Annotated in this window: 23 protein-coding genes; 10 read left to right on the top strand and 13 right to left on the bottom strand. The window is 59.4% G+C overall.

The window, feature by feature from the left end; translation table 11 throughout:
* Together AC3WMT_RS05900 and algW are read right to left on the bottom strand one after the other, a co-directional pair.
* The gene (locus AC3WMT_RS05900; protein WP_103303106.1) at positions 1-2,106 is read right to left on the bottom strand and encodes a TonB-dependent siderophore receptor; all 2,106 of its coding nucleotides are present in this window, start codon (positions 2,104-2,106) and stop codon (positions 1-3) included.
* A gap of 88 nt (positions 2,107-2,194) precedes the next feature.
* The gene (gene algW, locus AC3WMT_RS05895; RefSeq protein ID WP_103303105.1) at positions 2,195-3,352 is read right to left on the bottom strand and encodes a Do family serine endopeptidase AlgW; all 1,158 of its coding nucleotides are present in this window, start codon (positions 3,350-3,352) and stop codon (positions 2,195-2,197) included.
* 103 nt (positions 3,353-3,455) lie between these two features.
* Here algW and AC3WMT_RS05890 point away from each other — a divergent pair, with 103 nt between their 5' ends.
* The 3 genes from AC3WMT_RS05890 to cysN all read left to right on the top strand — a co-directional run bounded on the left by AC3WMT_RS05890 (position 3,456) and on the right by cysN (position 7,289).
* Positions 3,456-4,214 (top strand): Nif3-like dinuclear metal center hexameric protein, encoded by a 759-nt coding sequence (locus tag AC3WMT_RS05890; RefSeq protein WP_103303104.1) that lies wholly within the window; start codon positions 3,456-3,458, stop codon positions 4,212-4,214.
* A 249-nt stretch (positions 4,215-4,463) separates the two neighbouring features.
* On the top strand, positions 4,464-5,381 hold the full coding sequence (cysD, locus tag AC3WMT_RS05885; protein WP_007912374.1) for a sulfate adenylyltransferase subunit CysD: 918 nt from the start codon (positions 4,464-4,466) through the stop codon (positions 5,379-5,381).
* A 9-nt stretch (positions 5,382-5,390) separates the two neighbouring features.
* Positions 5,391-7,289, top strand: a complete 1,899-nt coding sequence (cysN, locus tag AC3WMT_RS05880) for a sulfate adenylyltransferase subunit CysN (protein ID WP_103303103.1) — start codon at positions 5,391-5,393, stop codon at positions 7,287-7,289.
* A 196-nt stretch (positions 7,290-7,485) separates the two neighbouring features.
* Here the strand turns inward: cysN and yihG are convergent, their stop codons facing one another.
* From yihG to AC3WMT_RS05865, 3 genes are read right to left on the bottom strand one after another with little or no spacing between them, the layout of a single operon-like run.
* The gene (gene yihG, locus AC3WMT_RS05875) at positions 7,486-8,400 is read right to left on the bottom strand and encodes a 1-acylglycerol-3-phosphate O-acyltransferase, YihG family (RefSeq protein ID WP_103303102.1); all 915 of its coding nucleotides are present in this window, start codon (positions 8,398-8,400) and stop codon (positions 7,486-7,488) included.
* Positions 8,401-10,500, bottom strand: coding sequence for a phosphate acetyltransferase (gene pta / locus AC3WMT_RS05870; RefSeq protein ID WP_103303101.1), 2,100 nt, complete (start codon positions 10,498-10,500; stop codon positions 8,401-8,403).
* Positions 10,501-10,560: 60 nt separating this feature from the next.
* Positions 10,561-10,887, bottom strand: coding sequence for a DUF3565 domain-containing protein (locus AC3WMT_RS05865; RefSeq protein WP_103303285.1), 327 nt, complete (start codon positions 10,885-10,887; stop codon positions 10,561-10,563).
* Here AC3WMT_RS05865 and AC3WMT_RS05860 point away from each other — a divergent pair.
* The 3 genes from AC3WMT_RS05860 to AC3WMT_RS05850 all read left to right on the top strand — a co-directional run bounded on the left by AC3WMT_RS05860 (position 10,856) and on the right by AC3WMT_RS05850 (position 13,218).
* Positions 10,856-11,341, top strand: a complete 486-nt coding sequence (locus AC3WMT_RS05860) for an FKBP-type peptidyl-prolyl cis-trans isomerase (protein WP_095119463.1) — start codon at positions 10,856-10,858, stop codon at positions 11,339-11,341. The two genes, AC3WMT_RS05865 and AC3WMT_RS05860, sit on opposite strands and share 32 nt — an antisense overlap.
* Positions 11,342-11,464: 123 nt before the next feature.
* Complete coding sequence (locus tag AC3WMT_RS05855; RefSeq protein ID WP_103303100.1) at positions 11,465-11,947, top strand: glutathione peroxidase; 483 nt, start codon at positions 11,465-11,467, stop codon at positions 11,945-11,947.
* Positions 11,948-12,114: 167 nt separating this feature from the next.
* Positions 12,115-13,218, top strand: a complete 1,104-nt coding sequence (locus tag AC3WMT_RS05850; protein ID WP_103303099.1) for an NADH:flavin oxidoreductase — start codon at positions 12,115-12,117, stop codon at positions 13,216-13,218.
* 165 nt (positions 13,219-13,383) lie between these two features.
* On the opposite strand, the gene AC3WMT_RS05845 is transcribed toward AC3WMT_RS05850, so the two are convergent.
* Entirely contained in the window at positions 13,384-14,583 is a 1,200-nt protein-coding gene (locus tag AC3WMT_RS05845; protein WP_103303098.1) for a glycosyltransferase family 4 protein, read from the bottom strand.
* Positions 14,584-14,621: 38 nt separating this feature from the next.
* Between AC3WMT_RS05845 and AC3WMT_RS05840 the strand changes: the two genes are divergently transcribed.
* The gene (locus tag AC3WMT_RS05840) at positions 14,622-15,275 is read left to right on the top strand and encodes a hypothetical protein (RefSeq protein ID WP_103303097.1); all 654 of its coding nucleotides are present in this window, start codon (positions 14,622-14,624) and stop codon (positions 15,273-15,275) included.
* A 25-nt stretch (positions 15,276-15,300) separates the two neighbouring features.
* Here AC3WMT_RS05840 and cysZ read toward each other — a convergent pair whose 3' ends face one another.
* From cysZ to AC3WMT_RS05820, 4 genes are all read right to left on the bottom strand, one after another.
* The gene (gene cysZ / locus AC3WMT_RS05835) at positions 15,301-16,056 is read right to left on the bottom strand and encodes a sulfate transporter CysZ (protein ID WP_103303096.1); all 756 of its coding nucleotides are present in this window, start codon (positions 16,054-16,056) and stop codon (positions 15,301-15,303) included.
* Between the two features lie 139 nt (positions 16,057-16,195).
* Positions 16,196-17,281 (bottom strand): Rieske 2Fe-2S domain-containing protein, encoded by a 1,086-nt coding sequence (locus AC3WMT_RS05830; RefSeq protein WP_103303095.1) that lies wholly within the window; start codon positions 17,279-17,281, stop codon positions 16,196-16,198.
* On the bottom strand, positions 17,266-18,867 hold the full coding sequence (locus AC3WMT_RS05825) for a GH3 family acyl-acid amido synthetase (RefSeq protein WP_103303094.1): 1,602 nt from the start codon (positions 18,865-18,867) through the stop codon (positions 17,266-17,268). Before AC3WMT_RS05825 ends, AC3WMT_RS05830 begins: the two co-directional genes overlap by 16 nt.
* Complete coding sequence (locus tag AC3WMT_RS05820; RefSeq protein ID WP_103303093.1) at positions 18,867-19,796, bottom strand: fatty acid desaturase; 930 nt, start codon at positions 19,794-19,796, stop codon at positions 18,867-18,869. Before AC3WMT_RS05820 ends, AC3WMT_RS05825 begins: the two co-directional genes overlap by 1 nt.
* Before the next feature lie 106 nt (positions 19,797-19,902).
* On the opposite strand from AC3WMT_RS05820, the gene AC3WMT_RS05815 reads away from it, so the two are divergent.
* Both AC3WMT_RS05815 and AC3WMT_RS05810 read left to right on the top strand, forming a co-directional pair.
* Positions 19,903-20,781: a metal-dependent hydrolase gene (locus AC3WMT_RS05815; RefSeq protein WP_177431368.1), complete on the top strand. Its 879-nt coding sequence runs from the start codon at positions 19,903-19,905 to the stop codon at positions 20,779-20,781.
* Positions 20,782-20,795: 14 nt separating this feature from the next.
* Complete coding sequence (locus tag AC3WMT_RS05810) at positions 20,796-21,689, top strand: hypothetical protein (protein WP_103303092.1); 894 nt, start codon at positions 20,796-20,798, stop codon at positions 21,687-21,689.
* Here the strand turns inward: AC3WMT_RS05810 and AC3WMT_RS05805 are convergent.
* Positions 21,677-22,792 carry a hypothetical protein gene (locus AC3WMT_RS05805; protein ID WP_103303091.1) on the bottom strand — a complete coding sequence of 372 codons (1,116 nt, stop codon included), beginning with the start codon at positions 22,790-22,792 and terminating at the stop codon, positions 21,677-21,679. The two genes, AC3WMT_RS05810 and AC3WMT_RS05805, sit on opposite strands and share 13 nt — an antisense overlap.
* Positions 22,786-23,445 carry a hypothetical protein gene (locus tag AC3WMT_RS05800; RefSeq protein ID WP_213028743.1) on the bottom strand — a complete coding sequence of 220 codons (660 nt, stop codon included), beginning with the start codon at positions 23,443-23,445 and terminating at the stop codon, positions 22,786-22,788. The genes AC3WMT_RS05805 and AC3WMT_RS05800 overlap by 7 nt, the downstream gene beginning before the upstream one ends.
* Before the next feature lie 244 nt (positions 23,446-23,689).
* Here AC3WMT_RS05800 and AC3WMT_RS05795 point away from each other — a divergent pair, with 244 nt between their 5' ends.
* Positions 23,690-25,150, top strand: a complete 1,461-nt coding sequence (locus tag AC3WMT_RS05795) for a fatty acid desaturase (protein ID WP_103303089.1) — start codon at positions 23,690-23,692, stop codon at positions 25,148-25,150.
* A gap of 51 nt (positions 25,151-25,201) precedes the next feature.
* On the opposite strand, the gene AC3WMT_RS05790 is transcribed toward AC3WMT_RS05795, so the two are convergent.
* Complete coding sequence (locus AC3WMT_RS05790; RefSeq protein WP_054048120.1) at positions 25,202-25,462, bottom strand: PAAR domain-containing protein; 261 nt, start codon at positions 25,460-25,462, stop codon at positions 25,202-25,204.
* Between the last annotated feature and the right edge of the window lie 5 nt (positions 25,463-25,467).

Raw genomic sequence — 25,467 nt, 5'->3', positions numbered from 1 at the left:
TTACAGGTTGAGGGTCAGGCTGACAGTGAAGTTGCGCGGCTCACCGGGGTTGACCCAGTAGTTGCTGTAGGAGCGCTCGTAATACTTCTCGTCGAAGACGTTGTTCAGGTTCAGCCCGACGGTGACGTTGTCGCTGGCCTTGTAATGGGCGAGCAGGTCGACGGTCTGGTAGGCCGGCAATTCGAAATCGCTGCCGGACTCCCCCGAGCGGTCACCGACATAAGTGAACGCCGCGCCGACGTCCGAGCCGCGCAAATGACCATCCTGAAACTCATAAACACCGAGCAGACTGCCACTGCGTTTGGCCACACCGAGGATGCGGCTGCCGGTGGGAATCGTCGCGTCGCCCTTGGTCACTTCGGCGTCGATGTAAGCGAAGGCGCCGATCACCCGCAGCGCATCGGTCACTTGCCCGGTCACTTGCCAATCGAAACCGCGACTGCGTGCCTTGCCCACAGCACGGCTGGTGTCAGTGGCCGGGTCGAGGGCGAGGACGTTTTCCTTGTCGATGTGAAAGAAGGCGAGGGTGCTGCTCAGGCGCTCGTCGAACAGGTCGTTCTTGATGCCGACTTCGTAACCGACACCTTCTTCGGGGTCGAAGGATTTGCCGGAGGCGTCGAGGCCGTTGTTCGGTTTGAACGAGGTCGAGGCGTTGGCGAACAGGCCGGTGTTCGGCGTCAGTTGATAGAGCAGACCGGCGCGTTGGGTGAGCGCGTCATGACGCTGGCTGCTCTTGGCGTTACGGCTGTGGTCGTCGATGCGCTGGTCGAAATGCTCGAAACGCGCACCGATCATCCCGCGTAATTTATCGCTGAAGACGATTTGATCCTGCAGGTTCAAGGCGTGGCTTTCGACGTGTTCGAAGAAGTCCGTGCCTGAGCGAGCGCCACTGGGTTTCGGCTGGCCGTAGATCGGTTTGTAGATGTCGATGGCGTAAGGGCCACCGGCAATGGTGGTGACGCGCTCGTTCTTGCGGAAGTTTTCGTATTCGCTGCCGATCAGCAGTTCGTGTTGCCACGGGCCGAGGTCGAAGAGGCCGCGCAATTCCAGTTGGGTGATGCTGTCGTGCCAGTTGGTATCGCGTTCGCGATAGCGGCGGTTGACGGTGTGACCGTCGGCATTCAACGGGCGAGATTCGGAAGCGTCGCCCCAGAGTTTGCCTTCTTTGTAATGGCTGGCCAGACGCAGTTTCCAGCTGTCATTGAGGTGATGTTCGAGGGTCGCCTGCAGCAAGTTGTTGTGGTTGTCGATGTTGCCGTCGTTGGGTTCGCCGAGGAAAGTCGAGCGCGAGACGCCGCTCCACTTGTTGTTCGGCGCAACGATGCCACGATCGAAGGTGGAGCTGTGCCGGACGATTTCGCTCTCAATCAACAGCGACGTGTCCGGGTTCAATTGCCAACTGATCGAGGGTGCGACGAAGAGGCGCTGGCTGTCGACGTGATCGCGAAAGCTGTTGTTGTCTTCGACCGCGAGGTTGATCCGCGAGAGCACATTGCCCTGATCATCCAGCGGCGTGTTGACATCCAGGGCGGTGCGGTAGCGGTCCCAACTGCCGGCGCTGGTTTGCAGGGTGGTGAAGGCTTCGGGCTGCGGTTTCTTGGTGACGATGTTCACTGTGCCGCCGGGATCGCCTCGACCATAAAGGCTGGCCGCCGGGCCTTTGAGCACTTCGATACGTTCGATGTTGGCCGCGTCAGGCGTGCTCGGATAACCGCGATTGGCGCTGAAGCCGTCTTTGTAGAACTCCGACGTGGTGAAGCCGCGCACGCTGTATTCGTAGAGGGTGAGGCCGCCAAAGTTATTTTGCTTCGACACGCCACCGGCAAAATCCAGTGCGCGCTCGACGCTGCTGCTGCCCAGATCCTTGAGCACGCTGGCGGGCACCACGCTGATCGCTTGCGGGATATCGCGAATCGCCGTGTCGGTTTTTGTCGCGCTGGACGAGCGGGTGGCGCGGTAGCCTTTGACCGGTCCGGTCGGGGATTCATAGTCGGAGATGACGCTGATGGCGTCGAGTTCGAGGGGTTTGGGTTCTTCAGCGCAGGCTGGATCGACCAGCAAACCGAGGCTTAGGCCCAGCAGAGAGGCCTTTGTTCGAGACGACATGTTATGTTGTTCCAATTATCAAAATTGAAACAATATAACATGCCTGTTGAGAATGTCTTTTATCCGCGCTGTCGGCGCGAAAAAAGTTTTACTCTTCTTTTTCCTGCACCGGCGCCGGTGGTGGACGCAAGCCGATTTCAGCGGTGAGTTTCAGTTCCTTGCCGTTACGCATCACCTGAATCGTCACTTTGTCAGTCGGTTTGATCCGCGCGACCTGGTTCATCGAACGGCGACCATCACCGGCCGGTTCGCCATCGATGCTCAGAATCACGTCGCCCAATTGCAGGCCGGCCTTCTGCGCCGGGCCGTCGCGGAAGATCCCGGCAACGACAATCCCCGGACGTCCGGACAAACCGAACGACTCTGCCAGCTCCTGAGTCAGCGGCTGCACTTCAATCCCCAACCAGCCGCGAATCACCTGGCCGTGCTCGATGATCGACTTCATTACTTCCATTGCCAGCTTCACCGGAATCGCGAAACCGATGCCCTGCGAGCCACCGGATTTGGAGAAGATCGCCGTGTTGATCCCGGTGAGGTTGCCGTTGGCGTCGACCAGCGCGCCGCCGGAGTTGCCCGGGTTGATCGCTGCGTCGGTCTGGATGAAATCTTCGTAGTTGTTCAGGCCCAACTGATTACGCCCGGTGGCACTGATGATGCCCATGGTCACAGTCTGGCCAACGCCGAAGGGGTTGCCGATGGCCAGCGCGACGTCGCCGATGCGAATGTTGTCGGAGCGGCCGACGGTGATGGCCGGCAGGTTTTTCAGGTCGATCTTCAAGACCGCGAGGTCGGTTTCCGGGTCGCTGCCGATCACCCGTGCGAGGGTTTCGCGGCCATCCTTCAGCGCCACAACGATTTGGTCGGCACCGCTGGTCACGTGGTTGTTGGTGAGGATGTAGCCTTCCGGGCTCATGATCACGCCGGAGCCGAGGCTCGATTCCATGCGCTTTTGCTTCGGCGAGTTGTCACCGAAGAAGCGGCGGAACTGCGGATCTTCAAACAGCGGATGCGCCGGTTTGTTGATGACTTTGGTGGTGTACAGGTTAACCACCGACGGCGCGGCGATGGTCACTGCGTCCGCATAGGACACCGGCCCCTGCTGCACGCTGGTGGTTTGCGGAGCCTGTTGCAGGTTGACGTCGAGGCTCGGCAGCCCGACCCACTGCGGGTAACGCTGAATAATCAACAGAGCGATAAGCACGCCGGCCAACAGCGGCCAACCCATAAAACGCAGCGCCTTGAGCATTAAGCACGTCCTGGAAAAGTTGCAGGCGGGGTCAGACCGCCCATAATGTCGCGCATTATACGAGGCCGCGCGTGCCTCTGAACGGGATATTTAGGAGTCTTTCATGGCCGTTGCCCTCAGCACCCTCGTCGAAGAAGCCGACCGTTATCTTGGCGCTGCAAAAATTGCCGATTATTGCCCCAACGGCTTGCAGGTCGAGGGCCGACCGCAGGTGATGCGCATCGTCAGTGGCGTCACCGCCAGTCAGGCGTTGCTTGATGCTGCTGTCGAAGCCGAGGCCGATCTGGTGCTGGTACACCACGGTTATTTCTGGAAAGGCGAGAACCCGTGCATCACCGGCATGAAGCAGCGTCGCCTCAAGACCCTGCTCAAGCACGACATCAGTCTGCTTGCCTACCACTTGCCGCTGGACCTGCACCCGGACGTCGGCAACAACGTGCAACTGGCGCGTCAACTGGACATCACCGTCGAAGGCCCGCTGGATCCGGACAATCTGAAGATCGTCGGGCTGGTGGGGTCGCTGGACGAGCCGGTGAACGCCCGTGATTTTGCCCGTCGAGTGCAAGAACGCATGGGGCGCGAACCGCTGCTGATCGAAGGCAGCGGCATGATTCGCCGGGTCGGCTGGTGCACCGGTGGTGGTCAGGGCTACATCGATAACGCCATCGCTGCCGGCGTTGATCTGTTCATCAGCGGCGAGGCCTCCGAGCAAACTTTCCACAGCGCCCGGGAAAACGACATCAGCTTCATTGCCGCCGGCCACCATGCCACCGAACGTTATGGCGTGCAGGCGCTCGGTGATTACCTGGCGAAGCGTTTCGCCGTCGAACACATCTTCATCGACTGCCCGAATCCGATCTGAAAACCACCGCATTTCCCTGTAGGAGTGAGCCTGCTCGCGATAGCTTTGTCACATCCAGGATAGCAGTGACTGACACACTGCTATCGCGAGCAGGCTCACTCCTACAGGGGGTGGGTGCCCAAACGAGTGGGCATATTCATATACCCTTTCGATCTAGTTGGCGTCCTGATTAGAAGAGGTCGCTGTGCTAGGATTCCCCGCTCGAACACGGCCCGCTGGCCGTTCATAAGAAAGCTTTCGTGAGTAGCCATGGTCGACAAACTGACGCATCTGAAACAGCTGGAGGCGGAAAGCATCCACATCATCCGCGAGGTGGCCGCCGAGTTCGACAACCCGGTGATGCTGTACTCCATCGGTAAAGACTCCGCCGTGATGCTGCACCTGGCACGCAAGGCGTTCTTCCCGGGCAAACTGCCGTTTCCGGTGATGCACGTCGACACCCGGTGGAAATTCCAGGAGATGTACAAGTTCCGCGACAAGATGGTCGAAGAACTGGGCCTGGACCTCATCACTCACATCAACCCGGACGGCGTGGCGCAGAACATCAACCCATTCACCCACGGTAGCGCCAAGCACACCGACATCATGAAAACCGAGGGCCTCAAGCAGGCACTCGACAAGCATGGTTTCGACGCAGCATTCGGCGGCGCCCGTCGCGATGAAGAGAAGTCCCGTGCCAAAGAGCGCGTGTACTCGTTCCGCGACAGCAAGCACCGCTGGGATCCGAAAAACCAGCGTCCGGAGCTGTGGAACGTCTACAACGGCAAGGTCAACAAGGGCGAATCCATTCGCGTGTTCCCGTTGTCGAACTGGACCGAGCTGGACATCTGGCAGTACATCTACCTCGAAGGCATCCCGATCGTGCCGCTGTACTTTGCCGCCGAGCGTGAAGTGATCGAGAAGAACGGCACGCTGATCATGATCGACGACGAGCGCATCCTTGAGCACCTGTCCGACGAAGACAAAGCGCGCATCGTCAAAAAGAAAGTGCGTTTCCGTACCCTTGGCTGCTACCCGTTGACGGGCGCGGTGGAGTCCGAGGCCGAAAGCCTGACGGACATCATTCAGGAAATGCTCCTGACGCGAACTTCCGAGCGCCAGGGCCGTGTCATCGACCACGATGGCGCAGGCTCGATGGAAGACAAAAAACGTCAAGGCTATTTCTAAGGGGCTGTCATGTCGCATGTTTCTGATTTGATCAGCGAGGACATCCTCGCCTACCTGGGCCAGCACGAACGTAAAGAACTGCTGCGCTTTTTGACCTGCGGTAACGTCGATGACGGCAAGAGCACCCTGATCGGGCGCCTGCTGCACGACTCGAAGATGATCTACGAAGATCACCTGGAAGCGATCACCCGCGATTCGAAGAAAGTCGGCACCACCGGTGATGACATCGACCTGGCATTGCTGGTCGACGGCTTGCAGGCCGAGCGCGAGCAGGGCATCACCATCGATGTCGCTTACCGCTATTTCTCCACCGCCAAACGCAAATTCATCATCGCCGACACCCCCGGCCATGAGCAGTACACCCGCAACATGGCCACGGGTGCGTCCACCTGTGACCTGGCGATCATCCTCGTCGACGCCCGTTACGGCGTGCAGACCCAGACCCGTCGCCACAGCTTTATCGCCTCCCTTTTGGGGATCAAACACATCGTCGTCGCCATCAACAAGATGGACTTGAAGGGCTTCGATGAAGGCGTGTTCGAGTCGATCAAGGCCGACTACCTGAAGTTCGCCGAAGGCTTGAAGATGAAGCCGACCAGCATGCACTTCGTGCCGATGTCTGCCCTCAAGGGCGACAACGTGGTGAACAAGTCCGAGCGCTCGCCTTGGTACAAAGGCCAGTCGCTGATGGAAATTCTCGAGACCGTGGAAGTGGCGGGCGACCGCAACTTCACCGATCTGCGTTTCCCGGTGCAGTACGTCAACCGTCCGAACCTGAACTTCCGCGGTTTCGCCGGCACACTGGCCAGCGGCATCGTCAAGAAGGGCGACGAAGTCGTGGTGCTGCCGTCGGGCAAGAGCAGCCGCGTGAAGTCCATCGTCACTTTCGAAGGTGAGCTGGAGCACGCCGGTCCTGGTCAAGCGGTGACGCTGACCATGGAAGACGAAATCGACATCTCCCGTGGCGACCTGCTGGTGCATGCCGACAACGTGCCGCCGGTCACCGACAGCTTCGAAGCGATGCTGGTGTGGATGGCTGAAGAGCCGATGCTGCCGGGCAAGAAATACGACATCAAACGCGCCACCAGTTACGTGCCGGGCTCCATTGCCAGCATCGTCAACAAGGTCGACGTGAATACCCTTGAAGAAGGCCCGGCGAGCGCGTTGCAGCTCAACGAAATCGGCAAGGTGAAGATCGCGCTCGACGCGCCGATCGCCCTCGACGGTTACGAAAGCAACCGCACCACCGGCGCGTTCATCATCATCGACCGCTTGACCAACGGCACCGTCGGCGCCGGCATGATCGTCGCGCAGCCAGTGGCTCATGGCACGGCTTCGCACCACGGCAAACTGGCCCACGTTGCCACCGAAGAGCGCGCTCAGCGTTTCGGTCAGCAACCGGCCACCGTGTTGTTCAGCGGTCTGTCGGGCGCGGGCAAGAGCACCCTGGCCTACGCGGTTGAACGCAAGCTGTTCGACATGGGCCGCGCGGTGTTTGTGCTGGATGGCCAGAACCTGCGTCACGACCTCAACAAAGGTCTGCCACAGGATCGCGCCGGCCGCACCGAGAACTGGCGTCGTGCCGCGCACGTGGCGCGTCAGTTCAACGAAGCGGGCCTGCTGACCCTGGCAGCGTTCGTTGCGCCAAGCGCTGAAGGTCGCGAGCAGGCCAAGGATCTGATCGGCAAGGATCGTCTGCTCACCGTTTACGTGCAGGCCTCGCCGGCCGTGTGCGCCGAGCGTGATCCGCAAGGTCTGTACGCGGCTGGCGGCGACAACATCCCGGGCGAATCCTTCCCGTACGACGTGCCGCTGAACGCCGATCTGGTGATCGACACGCAGACACTGAGTCTGGAAGACAGCGTCAAGCAAGTGCTGGATCTGCTGCGCAAGCGGGGCGCGATCTAAGCAATAAAGCAGCGACAAGCTTCTAGTTTCAAACTGCAAGAAAAAGCCCGCCGATGAGTAATCTTCGGCGGGCTTTTTTGTTGTCTTGAGATTGCTATCGCTGGCAAGCCAGCTCCCACAGGGATTTTCAGCGCACACAAAGATTGTGTAACGCAGAGAAACCTGTGGGAGCTGGCTTGCCAGCGATGAGGGCGGATCAGGCGCCTGAGGACTTCGCTGGATATTCGCGGTGCATCTGTTCCAGCAACGCATCCTTGTCCAGCCACAGCTGATTGATCCAGCCCTGAAACTGCAGGCGATATTCGCCGTCCTGATCGTAGTTCTTGCCAATGAACTGTTGCGGGATCTTCAGCTCTTCAAAGTGCACCACCACATCGCGCACATTGCCACACAGCAAATCCCAGAAGCCCGGACGGCCGCCCGGATAGTGAATGGTCACGTTGACGATCGACTCGAGTTGCTCGCCCATCGCATCCAGCACAAACGCGATGCCGCCAGCCTTGGGCTTGAGCAGGTATTTGAACGGTGACTGTTGCTGCGCATGCTTGCCTTCGGTGAAGCGCGTGCCTTCAACGAAGTTGAAGATCCCCACCGGATTATTACGAAACTTCGCGCAGGTCTTGCGCGTGGTTTCCAGGTCTTTGCCTTTCTTTTCCGGGTGCTTTTCCAGGTAGGCCTTGGAATAGCGCTTCATGAACGGAAAGCCCAGCGCCCACCAAGCCAGGCCGATCACCGGCACCCAGATCAGCTCCTGTTTGAGGAAGAACTTCAGCGGCTGGATTTTCCGATTGAGCACGTATTGCAGCACCAGAATATCGACCCAGCTCTGATGGTTGCTGGTGATCAGGTACGAGTGCTTGTAGTCCAGGCCTTGCAGCCCGCTGATGTGCCAGCGCGTGCGCCGCACCAGGTTCATCCAGCCTTTGTTGTTGCTGATCCACGCTTCATGCGTGTGGCTCATCAACCAGAGTGAGGCACGCCGGGCGAGGTCGAATGGCAGCACTTTGATCAGCGCCACACAGAACAGAAACGAGCACAGCAGAATCGTATTGAGTGCCAACAGCAGCGAGGCGATCACGCCGCGCAACGGTGCAGGTAGAAAATCCAGCATTTACACATCCATAGGTCGGTTGGCGGCTTGAATCGCGGTGAGGGCGATGGTGTAGACGATGTCATCAACTTGCGCGCCGCGCGGCAAATCATTCACCGGTTTGCGCAGGCCTTGCAGCATCGGCCCGAGGCTGACGCAATCGGCGCTGCGTTGCACGGCTTTGTGCGTGGTGTTGCCGGTATTCAGATCAGGAAAGACGAACACCGTGGCGCGACCGGCCACCTGACTGTTCGGCGCCAGTTGCCGGGCAACCTCCGCGTTGGCGGCAGCGTCGTATTGCAGCGGGCCGTCGATCAGCAGCGAGTGCTGTTGTTCGTGAGCGAGCAGGGTGGCTTCGCGGACTTTCTCGACTTCTTCGCCGGTGGCCGATTCGCCGCTGGAGTAACTGATCATTGCCACGCGCGGGGTAATGCCGAACGCCGCAGCCGAGTCGGCGCTTTGCAGGGCAATCTCGGCCAGTTCCACGGCGCTTGGATGCGGATTCATCACGCAGTCGCCATACACCAGCACTTCTTCCGGAAACAGCATGAAGAACACCGACGACACCAGCGTGCAGCCCGGTGCGGTTTTAATCAGTTGCAGGGCCGGGCGGATGGTGTTGGCGGTGGTGTTGATCACGCCGGACACCAGTCCGTCGACTTCATCCAGCGCGAGCATCATGGTGCCGATCACCACGGTGTCTTCCAGTTGTTGCTCGGCCATCGGCGCATTGAGGCTCTTGGTTTTGCGCAGGGCCACCATCGGTTCGACGTAGCGCTCGCGGATCAGGTCCGGATCGAGAATCTCCAGCCCCGGCGGCAGCACGATGCCTTGGGCGCGGGCCACCGCTTCGACGTCTTCGGGTTTGGCCAGCAAGACGCAACGGGCAATCCCGCGTTCCTGGCAGATCGCCGCCGCCTGCACGGTAAACGGCTCGCTGCCTTCGGGCAGAACGATGCGCTTGTTGGCGGCTTGGGCGCGTTGGATCAGTTGATAGCGGAATACGGCAGGTGACAGGCGCATTTCCCGTGGCGTGCCGCAGCGCTGGTGCAGCCAGTTGGCGTCGAGATGGCTGGCGACGAAATCGGTGATGATCTCCGCACGCTCGCGGTCGTCGATCGGGATTTCCTTGTTCAGGCCATTGAGCAGGTTGGCGGTGTCGTAGGAGCCAGTGCTCACCGACAACACCGGCAAACCGGCCTGCAAAGCGCCACGGCACAGATCCATGATGCGCGGATCGGGCAGGGTGTCGCTGGTCAGCAGCAGACCGGCCAGCGGCACGCCGTTGATCGCCGCGAGGCTGACGGCGAGGATGATGTCGTCGCGATCGCCCGGTGTCACCACCAGCACGCCGGGCTTGAGCAGCTCGACGGTGTTGCGCATGGTGCGTGCGCAAATGATGATTTTGGTCATCCGCCGGGTTTCGTAGTCGCCGGCGTTGAGCACCTGCGCGCCCATCAGGTCGGCGACGTCGCGGGTGCGCGGCGCATTCAATTCAGGCTGATACGGAATGCAGCCGAGCAGGCGGAAATCACCGCTGCGCAGCAATGGCGAATGTTCTTTCAGACGCGCGGCGAAGGCGTCCATGCTTTCTTCGGTCTTGACCTTGTTGAGGATCACACCGAGAACTTTCGGGTCTTTCGGGCCACCGAACAACTGCGCCTGCAATTCGACACGGCCAGAGAGTTCGGCCAGCACTTCGTTTTCCGGCGCCGAGACCAGAATCACCTCGGCATCGAGGCTTTTGGCCAGGTGCAGATTGACCCGTGCGGCGTAACTGGCGCTGCGGGTCGGCACCATGCCTTCCACCACCAGCACGTCCTTGCCGATGGCGGCCTGTTGGTACAGGGCGATGATTTCCTCGAGTAACTCGTCGAGCTGACCGTCACCGAGCATCCGCTCGACGTGGGCCAGGCCCAGCGGTTGCGGCGGCTTCAGGCCGTGAGTGCGCGCCATCAGTTCGGTGGAACGTTCAGGGCCGGTGTCGCCGGGATGCGGCTGGGCAATCGGTTTGAAGAAGCCGACTTTCAAGCCCGCTCGCTCCAATGTACGCACCAGCCCGAGGCTGATGGAGGTCAGGCCCACGCCAAAATCGGTGGGGGCGATAAAAAAAGTTTGCATGCGAATTCTCTAAAGTTGCATGGCAATGGTGTCAGCTTATGTCTGGCTGACTACCGAAATTCAGTCGCCAAGGTTATCGCTAACCGAGCCTTGCGCGCACCAACCACAGGCAAAGGGTTGGCCTATTTTTTCAATACGTTGCGCCGGGTCCAGCACCCAGGCTCGCGATTGCCACGGCGGCTGATGACGCAGGTGTTGGGTGTGGCCGCAGGAAAGCTCGGCCACCCAGTGACCTTCCTCGTCCTGATGAAAGCCGGTAATGGTCGAATCCCGTTTGTCCGGGTTGTGTTCGCTTTCGCGCGATTGCTTCGCTAAACTTGGCCTTTCTATATTCTTATGCAAAAGGTCTCGCCCCATGCTGATCGCCGCCAATAAGGCTGTCTCCATCGACTATACCCTCACCAACGACGCTGGTGAGGTCATCGACAGCTCCGCCGGCGGCGCTCCGCTGGTTTACCTGCAAGGCGCAGGCAACATCATCCCGGGCCTGGAAAAAGCTCTGGAAGGTAAAGCTGTTGGTGATGAGCTGGAAGTTTCCGTTGAACCGGAAGACGCTTACGGCGAATACGCCGCTGAACTGGTCAGCACCCTGAGCCGCAGCATGTTCGAAGGCGTTGACGAGCTGGAAGTCGGCATGCAGTTCCACGCTTCGGCGCCGGACGGCCAGATGCAGATCGTCACCATTCGTGACCTGGACGGCGACGACGTGACTGTCGACGGCAACCACCCACTGGCCGGTCAGCGCCTGAACTTCAAAGTGAAGATCGTTGACATCCGTGATGCCAGCCAGGAAGAAGTCGCTCATGGTCACGTCCATGGCGAAGGTGGCCATCACCACTGATTTCTGCGCTAAGCTTTCGAGAACTGGAGAGGCGCCTGCGGGCGCCTTTTTAGTCCGCGGCTGTCCTTGGTGGCCTCGCCAAGTGGCTGTTTCGAGTAGAACACGGGAATCCTGGAGTCCGTCATGAGTGCTTTTCACGACCTTAAGTTGACAGCCCTGGATGGTCAGGAGCTACCGCTGGCACCGTTCAAGGGCCAAGTCGTGCTGGTGGTCAACGTCGCCTCCAAGTGCGGCTTGACCCCACAGTATGCGGCGCTGGAAAACCTCTATCAGCAATTCAAAGGCCGAGGCTTCAGTGTGCTGGGCCTGCCGTGCAACCAATTTGCCGGTCAGGAACCGGGCACCGAGCAGGAAATTCAGGAATTCTGCAGCCTCAACTATGGCGTGACGTTTCCGTTGTCGAGCAAGCTTGAAGTCAACGGTCACGATCGTCATCAGCTCTACCGCTTGTTGGCGGGCGAGGGCGCGGAGTTTCCCGGTGACATCACCTGGAATTTCGAGAAGTTTCTGCTCGGCAAGGACGGCCGGGTGCTGGCTCGGTTCTCGCCGCGCACGGCGCCGGATGATCCGACGGTGATTGGCGCGATCGAGAAGGCGCTGGGTTAAATCGCCAAAGATCAAAAGATCGCAGCTTTCGGCAGCTCCCACAGGGATTGCCGATGCTGCGATCTTTTCGTTTCTATCCCTTAATCATTCAAATCAATAGTGCTGTTCAAAGCTTGCAACGCTTCATATTATCGCCGTCATAAAGTCATTCCCTGTGGAGCCTTCCAATGCCGGTTCAAGCCTTGTTCAAACCGTTTCATCTCGGTGCCCTCGAACTGCCGACCCGCGTGGTCATGGCGCCCATGACCCGTTCGTTTTCTCCAGGCGGCGTGCCTAATTCGAAAGTCATCGAGTACTACCGCCGTCGCGCAGCAGCCGGTGTCGGCCTGATCATCACCGAAGGCACCACCGTCGGCCATATTGCCTCGAACGGCTATCCGAACGTGCCGCAGTTCTTTGGTGATGCGCCATTGGCCGGCTGGAAGAAAGTTGTCGATGCGGTTCACGCCGAGGGCGGCAAGATCGTTCCGCAACTGTGGCACGTGGGCAGCGTGCGGCGCATCGGTACCGAGCCGGACGCCAGCGTGCCGGGTTACGGCCCGTCGGAAAAACTCAAGGACGGTCAGGTCGTCGTGCACGGCATGAGCAAACAAGACATTCAGGACGTGATCGCCGCGTTCGCTCAAGCCGCTAAAGATGCACAAAACATCGGCATGGACGGCGTGGAAATCCACGGCGCTCACGGCTACCTGATCGACCAGTTCTTCTGGGAAGGCAGCAACCAGCGCACTGACGAATACGGCGGCAGCCTGGCCAACCGTTCGCGTTTTGCCATCGAACTGATTCAAGCCGTGCGTGCGGCGGTCGGTGAAAGCTTTCCGATCATCTTCCGCTTCTCGCAGTGGAAGCAGCAGGATTACACCGCGCGTCTGGTGCAAACCCCGGAAGCGCTGGGCGAGTTCCTCAAGCCGCTGTCCGACGCTGGCGTGGATATTTTCCACTGCTCGACGCGCCGCTTCTGGGAGCCGGAATTCGATGGCTCCGATCTGAATCTGGCCGGCTGGACACGCAAACTGACTGGCAAGCCGACCATCACCGTTGGCAGTGTTGGCCTGGATGGCGAGTTCCTGCAGTTCATGGTCAACACCGACAAGGTTGCGCAGCCGGCCAGTCTGGAGAACCTGCTGGAGCGCCTGAATAAAGAGGAGTTCGATCTGGTAGCGGTGGGGCGTGCGCTGCTGGTCGATCCGGACTGGGCGCTGAAAGTGCGTGAAGGGCGTGAGCAGGACATTCTGCCGTTCAGCCGTGAGGCGTTGATGACGCTGGTTTAAGCGTCGCTCTCACTGGCGCCATCGCTGGCAAGTCGAAACGTCGCACCGCAGCTCCCACAGGTTTTGCGGGTGTTCACAAAAATTGTGTTCATCACAGCCCCTTGTGGGAGCTGCGGTGCGACGTTTCGACTTGCCAGCGATGGCGGCTTCAAAATCAGCGAAGACCTAAGGCAGTGTCTGTGCATTCGGCACAACCTGCTCCCCCACGCACGCCCCACGCAAATGACTTTCAAACTGCTCAATCACCGCTGGCCAGCCTTGGCGACTTGCATGCTGCCGCGCATTGAGCCGCACGCAACGCAACGTTTCGTCCTCCTCCAGCAACCACGCCGCTGCATCGCAAAACGCGTCTTCATCGCCTGGCATTGCCAGCACGCCGTTGTAGCCATGGCGAATATGTTGCGCCGCCGCTGCCTGATCGTAAGCCACGACACCCAGCCCTGAAGCCAGCGCTTCCAACACCACGTTGCCGAAGGTTTCCGTCAGGCTTGGAAACAGGAACATATCACCCGACGCATAGTGCGCCGCCAAGGCTTCACCGCGTTGCGAACCGCAGAAGATCGCCTCGGGCAGATCCTTTTCCAGTGCCATGCGTTGCGGCCCGTCACCGACCACGATGAGCTTCATATTGCGCTGTGGATAAGTGCTGCGCAGTTTTTCAAAGCTGCGTTTGAGTAAACCAAGGTTTTTCTCTGGTGCGAGCCGTCCTACATGAATCACCGCAATGTCACGCTCGCCCAGTCCCCATTGCTCACGTAAAGCGTTCAGCCGTTTGGCTGGGTGAAATAACTGGCTGTCCACACCTCGCGACAACAAGGCCAGACGCTCGAAATGCCGGCGCTCCAGTTCCAGGCGCTGACTGACGCTCGGCACCAGCGTCAGCGCCGAACGGTTGTGAAACCAGCGCAGGTAATGGGTCAGCATCCGGGTCAGCAGACCGAGGCCGTATTGACTGGTGTATTGCTGGAAATTGGTGTGAAAGCCGCTGACAACCGAAATCCCCAGTCGCCGCGCCGCGCGCAACGCCGATAAACCGAGCGGGCCTTCAGTGGCGATATACAGCACATCCGGACGCTGACGCTTCCAGCGCCGCAGCAGTTTGTGCATCGACGACTGACCCCATTGCAGCCCCGGATAACCGGGTAACGGCCAGCCGCGACACAACAGCAGCGCATCATCTTCACTGCGCTGCGGATCATCGGCCTGACGCGGACGCACCAGTTCGACGCGATGCCCGCGCGCGCGCAGTCCATCGCACAAGCGGCCAAGGGTATTGGCCACGCCGTTGATTTCCGGTGGGAAGGTTTCGCTGATCAGAGTGATATGCAGAGCTGTCGTCATGACCTTAGTGTCGGCTGAGGCCATGTCTTCATTGTGTCGAGTTGATGATGGATTGATGACAGATGCTTATCTGTCTGCCTAAACCTTTGGCCTATGCGGTCGTTAGCTTTGGCTTAAACTCTTTTTCCAGGAAAACGGCTGTGTCCGAGAATGCTTATGCGCCGGCTGAGGCGCAACTGTTGGTTGCGGGTGAACAAACTCCAGAGTTTTATGTTGTCGCACGGTGGAAGTTCATTCTGCTGTCGATCCTCAGTTTTGGCCTGTATTTCTATTTCTGGATTTACAAGAACTGGAGCCTGCACAAGCGCAGTACTCAACAAGAGCTATGGCCGTGGGCGCGAGCTTTTTTCTATTTGTTTTTTGTGCATCAGCTTTACCGGCTCGCCAAAAAACGAATTCTCGACAGGGGCGGTAAATCCAATTGGGATCTTGAGCAGTGGGCGACAGTCTTTGTCGTATTGACCGTAGTCGCGCACATATTCGAAAAGCTTCCCAAGCAGATTCCTGAGCTGAGTTTTCTTGGTCTTGTCGCCTTGATCATGTTGCCGATAAGAGTTTATGTCGCGAGCGAAGGTCAACAACTGATCAATTTGGCTGCGAACGACCCGCAAGGCCTGAGTAACAATCGCCTCAACGCCTGGAACTTGCTGATCATCCTGCCAGGCGTTGCGGTGTGGGTGTTGGTAGGGCTGTTGTTAGCTGGCGTTTACCCCTGAGTTATCAGGATTAAAGACTGGAGGCTCAGGCTTTTTCCTGAGCCAGTGCCTCGGCACCACGCTCACGCACCCAGAACAGCGTTGCCCCGGCTACAGCAGCCGGCATCATCAGGATGTTGACCAGCGGAATCAGCAGCACCAGATAAACAATCCCGCCGAAACTCATACTCTGCCAGCGCTTCTGCCGCAGCCAGGCGAGCATTTCGTTCCAGCCAAGTTTGTGGTTGTCCGCCGGGTAGTCGATGTACTGGATCGCCATCATCCAGACGCCGAACAATAGCCACAGCGGTGCGGCGATGATGTTCACCACCGGGATGAACGAGAGGATGAACAGGCCGATGGCCCGTGGCAGGAAGTAGCCGAGTTTGCGCATTTCCCGGGCGAGGGTGCGCGGGATCATCTCGATCAGTTCGCCCCAGCTGAACGCCGGGAAATCATCGGTGCCACGCACCACCACTTCGACTTTTTCCGCGAGGAAACCGTTGAACGGCGCGGCGATGATATTGGCCAGCATGGTGAAGCTGAAAAACACCATCAACGCCACCAGCACCACGAACAAGGGCCAGAGGATGTAGCTGAGGAAACTCAGCCAGTCGGGCAGCGAGGGCATCAGCGTATCGACCCACAGGCTGAACTGGTGGCCGGCCAGATAGATCAATCCGACGAACAGCACCAGATTGATGGCCAGCGGCAACAACACGAACAGTCGCAGGCCGGGGCTGAGGACCAGTTTGAGGCCTTCGCGAAGGTATTGCGGGCCGGACAGAACAGGGGCGGGCATAAGGTGCTCCGAGCATAGGGAAAACGCGCCGACCTTACCGACTTTGCAACAGCTGCGAAAGCACGGCAGAGCGATCGACATTCACTGTAACAAAGATCAGAGGAACGCTATTCGTCAGTGAATCGTTTACCGTCCGCTCTCAAAGCTCGAAGCGAATCCGCGATTCACGGCGTTGTGCTGGTGGTAACGCTTCTCCGCGTTTTACGGCGGCCAGTAGCTGCTCGACCCCTATATGAACGGCATCGGCCTGCACGTTGCACGGTTTGAAATCCGCGACATTGTCGAGGCCTTGGCGGTGCGCCTGAATGATTTTCACGTCCTGGCGAATCACGATGTGGGTGTACAGATGAATGAAAGGGCGCAACAGGCCCAGTACCCAGCGAGGTAAGCGGAAGCGGTAGGCGATGTAGGTGTAGACGCGCGACTGGCGCGAATCGATGGGCGTGATCTGACTGATGATGAAGAATGCCGAACGCTCGCCCCACCGATAGTCGCAGCGGGTGACGTTGGGCGCAAAAAAACGATCGGTGTGCACCAGCGGCTCGCCGTCTGGGTTGCTCAGCCAGTCCATCAAACCGATCTTGTCGCCGTCGTCGTGATACGTCACTTCAATGCTCTGCGCTTTACACGCCAGCGTGGCTTCCATCGTTCGCCCGCTGCTGGAACGGAAGATACCCTCGTGGACAAAAACAGTGTGTGGCACATCCATGAAGTTCTGCACGAGGCTGCCGACGTCGGCCTCGAAGGTGTTGATCATGAAATAGGACTGCCAGGGTTTTTCGCCGTAGACCGGGAGCTTGAACACGGTTTTGCTTTGCGGGTCACCTGTGCCGGTGTAGACCCAGACCAGTCCGTCCTGTTCCTGCACCGCAAAGTGACGCTGGCGGTAGCGATACGCGGGGGATGTCGACGAGCACGACTTCTCGCCGACGCTGGGGATATGCACCACTTGCCCCTGAGCGTTGTAGCGCCAGCCATGATAAGGGCACACCAGGCAATCGTCGGCAATCTTGCCCGCCGACAGGCGCGTGCCGCGATGCACGCACTGGTCGAGCAATGCGGCTACCTGGCCGTCACGCTGGCGGAAAAGCACCAGGTTCAAGCCTAGAATCTTCGCCCGGTAAGGTTTGTTTTTGCGCAGTTCTTTCTGTGCGCACGCCACATACCACTGTTCGAGGGTGCCATCGTCGGGCGTCTCGAGGAGGTTGTTCAAAGGTGCCGACATGAGCTTTCCGTCAGAGCGAGAAGGGCTTCGGCTGTTTCCAGTCGATTGATAAGCGAACGCGGCTTGAAGTCGCCCGCACGAATGCCGCTCGACTCCGCCGCCTGTTGCAGCACCTGCGCGAGCTGATCAGCGCCGCCGTCGAGCAGGCGCACCTGCACCGGTCCCAGTTGCCCGAGCTGGCGTGCCTGGCCGTAATGAAAGGCGTCGGACAGTGCCGCCTCGATCGTCAGCGCCAAAGCACTGGCATCAAGGTCTCGGGACATCGCCACCAGCGCCGTGTAATGCGGTGGCGAAGCATAGGCATTGGGGATCAGACATGCGCCAGCCTGGGTGGTCGGGCAACGCTCGAACAGGTTCTGCACGACGTGTTCATCGAGTTTTTCTCCGACCAGATCACTGGTCCCCGTGGCACGTCCCACAAACTCGACCCGTGGCGTGGCGCCCGACATGCCGACGACGCGGACCCGATCGCCCAAAGCGTAGCGGTACAAGCCGCCACCGGTGCTCAGCAGCACCTGCGCCGTTTCGCCCAGACGTAACGAATGAGCGTGGCGCAGGCTGCCGTCTTCGCAAAGAAATTCCAGATAATGGCTGCCGATCGCCAACGGGCAACCCGGTCCGTCGCCGAAGGGAACACTCACGACGCCTTCGGTGGCAAACAGACTTTTTGGTAGCCACTGCGCCTGCGGAAAACGCGCGGCCAGTTGCGTGAAGTAATGGCGACTCGGACCTTCCATCCAGCAACTGACGGCGGCCAGGCGTGGCCATAACTCGCTGCAGTCACCCTGGGCGCGCGCGCGGCGTAACGCCGAGCGGCGCGGCGCGGGGAGCGCGGCCTCCAGCCATGCAAACGTCTGCAACTGTTCGGGTGTTTCGGCGTCGAACAGTGGCTGTAACAGGCTGGTCAGAAAGGTCGGGCTCCATACGCTGATAAAGCTCAAATCAGCATCGGCCAGCAAGGCCAGCAGGGTCTGGCGGCGCCATTGCGACAGTGCACCGTTAAACTCTGGAATCAGCAACGTCCCTGCCAGACCGGCCAGATGACTGCCGCTCAAATACTCCAGATCACTGGCCGAGCCGAGACAAATGCCATTGGGCCCGGCGACGGGCATTTGCAGGGGCGGCGACATCGACCAATAACTCGAGCCATGACTGATGCCCGGCACCTGGCGATGCATGTCGGCGAGCCACACGGTCAGCGCGCTGTGCATTTCTGCGAGGAAGGCGCGCGTATAGGGAATCGCTTTTTGCAGCGCGCTGTTGCCGCTCGTACGCTCGAAAAACAGCGGTGTGGCGGTGGTCAGAATCGCTGCGGATTCATGTTGAGCGCGTTCGATCCACGGCTGCAGTTGTGCGTAGGTGTGGACCGGTACGTTATCGCGAAACTGCGACGAGTCCTGCAGTCGGGCAAAGTGGTGGGCGCGGCCGAATGCGCAATCACGATTGGTTTCGAGCAGGCGCTGCAATAAGCGTTCTTGCGTTGCTTGCGGTTGCTCGAGTTGCGCGTGCCATTGATCGAGTGCCGGCTTGGCGTGCTCGAGGAAGGTCTGCCACAGCGCGCGTTTGACATCCATGTTGGCGCTCATCAGAAGTAGGTCTTGTCCAGTTGCGTCAAGTCATCGGGTAACCGCTGGGGCGGCAGGAAAACCAGCAGCCAGCCATACCAGAGTGGCCGGGTTTCCTTCAGGTTGGAGGCCTCATGCATTTGCTGCCAATGCATGGCCGAGTGCCGATGATGAGTGAGGTTGTAGTTGAAGTTCAGAAACGCCCAGCGAATCAGTCGCGGGGCGCGCATGTTATAGGCGCCCTCGACGACATCCAGCGGCGTACGCATGTGGTACACCCACTGCAGCGACGACCAGGAAAATGCAAAAGCGCTATAGGTGATGAGCACAACGTGCCACGTCCACCCCAGCAACAGTCCGATCAATAACCACGCGGCGACACCGGCAATGACTTCGTAGCGGATTCGTTTGAAGTCGGCGCTGGAGAAGTCCTTGAAGGCTGCGGCATAGGTGTTGACCTCTGCGGTTTGCGACCACTTGTCCGTGATGCGCGCCGGCAGCACCGGCAATAAAAGACTGCCGATAAACGCCGCCAACCAGATACCGCCCAGCACCGCGAAGTAGTACTCGATTCGTTTGCACCACAGCGACTCACCCGCAACTGCAAAGTCGGCCAGCTCTGCGCGTGTGCGATTGCGGACGTGATGACCCAGGTGATTGATATGGATCAGCGTGGCCGAAGCACCAAACAGGGTAGAAGCCCACCACATGACAAAGTAGTTGAGTTTTTTGCGACTGTGCGCCAGTCCATGAAAGGACTCGTGCATCATCGAGAAGACGCCTTGCATGACCAGACAAAACGGAATGAGCACCAGCCATTTGAGCCCGCCCGCATCGGTGTGGGACAGCCACGTCAGGGTAATACCCCAAACCAGCGTCTGCAGTGCCAGAACACACAGATTGCCCACGTCGAAACGACGCATTTGCGAAATGTCACTGGAACTGCGCATATGGGGTCCTTGAGAATGCTCGAGTCGAAAAAGTATACCGTCCTGACCGCTTTGCTAACGATCAAATGCTGACGCGGCGGAGCGATGAGGAACCGTAGAAAACTTTATGTCGTATCTAAAACGCCTTTTCAGCAGACGCTCGCTGACAAAATCCGTAAGTGCAGACATCCCCCGGCGTACCCTGCGGTTTGCACTTGATGAGCAGGTTCCTCGCTATTGGTACCGTGGCTGGCCTCATGTAACACGCTTTTTCGATGGCCTGTCGATCATGTTTCCACTTGGCGAAAAACTCTTCATCGACAGTGTCGTGCACTTTCGAAAGGCGATCGACGAAGATCCGGCGCTGGCCCAGGCCGTTGACGCGTTCGTTTATCAGGAAGCGTCGCATATCCGCGAACATCGTTCGTATAACCAGCTACTCGCGGCACAAGGCGCCCCGATTGATACGCTGGAACAACTGCTGATGCGCCGCCAGGAGGTGGGCAACAAATTTTCCCCGGTGATGCGCCTGGCCATGACGGCCAGCCTGGAACATTTCACCGCGATCCTCTCCGATCAACTCTTGCGTCATCCCGCGATCCTTGAAGGCGCCGATACGAAGATGGCCATGCTGTGGCGCTGGCATGCGGTCGAAGAAACCGAACACAAGGCCGTCGCCTACGATGTGCTGGGCGTGGTAGTGAGCAATCCGCTGCGGCGATACCTGATGCGTTGCGGGGTCATGCTGATCATGACGGGCTACTTTGCCATCGATGTCCTGTATTTCATTTACCGACTGGCAAGCAATGATGGGCAGCGTCGCAACGGGCGCGAATGGCTGCGTTTGCTCGGATGGTTATTCGTCCGACCCGGCCCACTGATCCGTGTGTTTCCGAAATGGCTGGCCTGGTTCATTCCGGGGTTTCACCCCAACCATCTCGACACCCGTGAAGCGTTGGCAACGGCGCGGCAAACCCTCGACGAATACGCTGGGCGCACACCATGAAAGGGCCTTCGGCGATGACACCCGCCTGGACACCTGAGGGATTTGCCGAGTGGTCACGGCATTTTCCGGCAACCGAATTCGTCGCGCCCGACGCATTGCTGGACTGCACGGAGCAATTTATCGCGTCCTGGCCCAAGCCCACGCTCAACCTTTCCCAGGACACGTTGGTGGTACTGGTGGCCGGGCTGTTTTCCGAATGGTTGCCCGGCTGTTTTCAGGATTGCGCGCGGACGTTGCGGCGCCGGGGCTATCCGGTTTTGCGCATGCCTGTGCGTTCCTCTCGGGGCGTCATGGCGCAAGGTCGACATATCAGTCAGGTGCTGACGGCCCGACTCAGGCAGGGGCAGCGATTTGTCGTGTTGGCGCACAGCAAGGGTGGGCTTGACGCGCTCGCGGCATTGGCAGAGGACAAACGGTTGAGTCAGGCGTGTGACGGTGTGGTGCTGGTGCAACCACCGACAGGTCCGTCCACAGTCATCGATGACGTGTTGGCTTGCAGCGCAGGGCAGTCGAACCTCGACTACCCGTTTGATCGCCTTCGCCGGGTGTTGGCAAAAACCCGTTGGGTGGCCGCTGGCGCACGGGATATCAGCAGTCTGCGCGACCCGCACATCAGCGACCTGCTCAAACATTTGCCCGCCGACGTGCAATGCCTGCACGTGATCAGTTGGAGCGCCGTCCCCAGTTCGCGCTTCGATACCCATCATGCTCGCCTCAATGCGCGACGACCGGGTTGGGCCCATGACGGCCAGTTTTACCTCGAACATCAACGCATCGCGGGCATGCCGCAGATCTGCCTGCCCCGGCTCGACCATGGTCAACCGGTGCTGGGCGGCGGTGGCTTTGACGCCACGCGTTTCTGGTTGACGCTATTGGATGTCCTGCACGGTTGCGCTCAGACGAGATAGATTTCAAACCCTGGGATGCGCTCGGCATCCTGCGGCGTCAACGCCGTGGCATTGCCCACACAAGGCGCCGTGTACAAGTCCATGGCTATGGACACGGCGCGATAGCGCTTCATGGCCAGCCAGAATGGGTCATGGTCATACAGGCATAGTTGCATCAACGCGTACTGACCGCGAACGCGCATCCACGTCGCGTCCAGCAGTGCCGCAAAAATCTGCGGGTCGCGTTGTCGGACGTGCAAATGGGTCAGGTAAACGTCGCGCAGCGCCTCGCCGGGCGCGGCAATGGCGGGGCGCCCCAACAGCGGCGCACAGGTGTTGAACGCGAGGCGCAGGGCCTGGTGGGTCAGCGGCAAAGTCTCAACCACCACGCGTTTGATCCGCCCGGCATCCCAGGGCGCGACGCAGCCCAGCAGGTTGTCTCGGGTGTCCAGTGCCAGCAGAAATGACGAGAGGCCGAAGTCCGGCCAAGTCTCCAGGCGCCTGGCAAACAGCGCCTCACTGAAGACGTTGCCGAAGGGCTGATCTGCCGATTCCCGGTCTAGAAACGCACGAAGTGCGTCGGCGTGACACGGCTGCGCTTGCACGATGCGCACGTGCTCCGGCGTTCGCGGGGTGCTTCCCCAGCCACGCTGGGCATACACGGCGACGTTGCTGTAGCCCCGCCAGTGCGCCAGCCCGAGTGGATTGGCGCGCCGTCCGCCGAGCAGTGACTGGGTGGCGAGACGGTTGTCGCGGATGACACAGCAATAGGCGTGCTGCACCCCCGTTTCACCGGCCAGTGCTGCAAGACGGACTTTGACCTCGGCCATCCACGACAGCGACAGGCGTCGGTCAGGCACCAGCCGCAGGTCACCCAGATAGGCCACGGGCTGAATGTCGCCCTGAAGATAGCCCTCACGCACCACCAGGCTGGCGATGCCCTTCAGATCACCGGTTTCGTTCTCGGCCAGCCAGGTGCGATGGTCGCTAGCATGACAACGGTGCAGCGCAAAGTAGTCCGGCCCGCGATCGAAGCGCATTGGCAAACCACCCTGCATGGCCCGCCGCGCCTGAAAATCGAGCAACTGCCGATTGTCCGCCGCGCTGGCCTGGCGGATCAGCATGGTTGCACGGCGGCAAACAGACGCAGCGCCAATGGCCGAAGGTTTTCGGGGTGTAATTCACATAGACAGACCAGCTCATCGCCCGACGCATAACGAGGATTCTGCTGTAGAAAATACGCGACGTTTTCCAGGCGCAGGTGAGGGGCGGGGACGTGTGCCAGCTCGGTCGTCAAGCGACCTTGTGGCACTGTGAAAGACAGCACGCCCGTTGCGGGATCATAGGCCTCGCCGAAACGATCCACTGCCAGATAATCCGCCAGTGCCTTAACCGCAGGGTCCGTCACCACGCCAGCGCGGGGGGCGTAGTTCAACGCCATGGCGGCCAGATAACGGTAGGTGCGGTGACCCTTGCAGATCAGAAACCAGTACAGCGGAACGTCAGGCTGCTCCTGCCAGATCTCACCGGCCAGGCGCATCCACGCGAAAGCCAGTTGCTGGCTGCCCCAGTGTTCGCGGTCAATGATAGTGTCGCCGGAAAAAATCACCCTGATCGATTGCCCGCACCACGTGCGCTCGTAGCGTTTGAGTGTGGTGAAACCGACGATAGTCTGATCCGCGCAACGCAACACGATGCAATGGGTCTTGTCCTGCAAATCCTGATCAAATTGCGGGCGAGAGATGTCGCAGTAGGAGGCGGAATAAATCTCGAACATCCGATTGATTTCATGTGGATGCAGATCGGAGCATTCAACTGACGTTGCGCTCAAACGCATGGAGATCCTCGGCATCGCAAGCAAGATGTCTGGAGTTTGGCGAGTTGAAAGGGTCAATGCAACGTAGACTTCCTTTCGTCGCTGTCATTTTCTGAAGGTGCAAACCTTGAATAACCGAGCAGAAATCGCCGTTCATGGCGGTATGAAAAATTGAGTTTGTTCTAACCTATCAGGCGCCTTATTCATGTCATCCACGTTTGTCAGTCATCACTTTGATACTTCGATCGTGACGCGACCCTTCCTCTGGCTGGTGATCTACACCGTCGTCACTGGCGCGCTGTATTTTCTCGTCACGCACTATCCGATGGGCGCGGTGCGGGTGATTCAACCGACAGGTTTTGACGCGCACATTGCTCGACTGCCTTACACCTTGCCGCTGTACCTGAGCTATGTATTGATCATGCCGGCACTGGTGCTACTGGGGCGGCGCCGCGAATGGCTGTTGCCCGCTTTTTTTGCGGCGGCCGTGGCGTCCGGAACCTGCCTGCTGAGCCACTTGTTCTGGCCAACCATGATCGAGCGTCCGGAGAACTCGTCGCAGTGGCTCACGTGGTTCTACCAACTCGACTCACCGCTGGCCGCCTCGCCCAGTGGGCACATGGCTTTGCCGGTGGCGATCAGCGTTGTCCTCGCTTGCCTGCGCGTCCGTACGGCCTGGCTCTTCAGTCTGTGGAGCGTGGTGCTGGGGATTACCGTGTTGACGACGGGCCAGCACGTGCTGCTCGACGTGGTGTATGGCGCTGCGATCGGCGGCTTGGCAGGCCTGTTCACCGTCATGCTCAAGCGCCTGAAAGTGGATCTGCGCAGCATGGCGGCGATCCTGCTGGAATGGCTGTGCATCATCGTCACGTTGCGCATCGCCCTGTACGTGGGGGACTGGCGCCTGTATGGCGTGGCCTTCGTGGTGATTGCCGCGCGCCAACATGCGCTGTTCATCCTGTACCACGACGCGACGCACTATCACCTGACCCGTCATCGCACGCTCAACGACTTTCTGATCAACCTGGCAATCGGTGTGCCGGGAATGGTCCCGGTGGAATTCTATCGGCCCCTGCACCTCGAACATCATCAACAGACCGGAACCGCCAACGACCCGGAGCGCCGCTTTTTGTATCACCGCCAGCCTTGGGATTTCCGTCCACTGAGCGGCAAATTGTTGCTGCGACAATTGCTCGGGGATCTGTTGTTGATCAACACGCTGCGCAATCTGCGCGCCTACAAGGCTGCGGGCGGAGCATCCCCGAAGATGACCCGGCCGGCATTGGCAGCCGGTGTGATCTGGCTGGTCCTTTTATCTTTCATCGCTTGGCAGACGTCGGCCCAGACGATCTTGTTGGTTGTTTTTTTCTGGTTGGTGCCACTGGCCACGCTGGGCACCCTGCTGCAGAAAATCCGCAGCATTGCCGAGCACAGTGGCGGACCTGACGTCACCCCCGGTTGGCGGGAGTGGACATATGCATGGAAAGTCGGGTGCGTAGGGCGGTTTTTCATTTGGCCTTATCACATCAATCTGCACCTGCATCATCACCGCAGTGCCAACCATCCCTGGCATGTTCTCCCGCGTCTGGTTACGGCTGATGAAGCGTTGCTGGACTCACGGACGCTGCCCTCGCTGCTCTGGTCGGGGGTGAACAAGAACCGTTGATCCAGCTTGTTTCCCGGGCAGCAGCGCAGACGTAAAGAACGCCCCACGTTTTCAACTTGCAGCTTCGCCCTTGGGGTTGCTGGCAATCAGGCTGGCGCCGCACGCGGTTTTCATCCCGTGAAGCGCCACCGCGATGCCGCCGACATCCAGCAGGGCGCTGCCCTGCGTGATCGGGAAAACCCCTTTGCACAGTGGGCAAACCACCTTATGACCAACACCGGACATGGGTTTGCCGTTCAGGTCCGTCTGGTTGAAAGCTTCAAGAACGGTGCCACCATGACTGGTGGAGTCGCCGAGCCGAATGATGTCCATGGCAG

The organism is Pseudomonas sp. FW305-7 (assembly GCF_058786735.1).
This window is presented reverse-complemented; position numbering and strand designations above follow the sequence as displayed.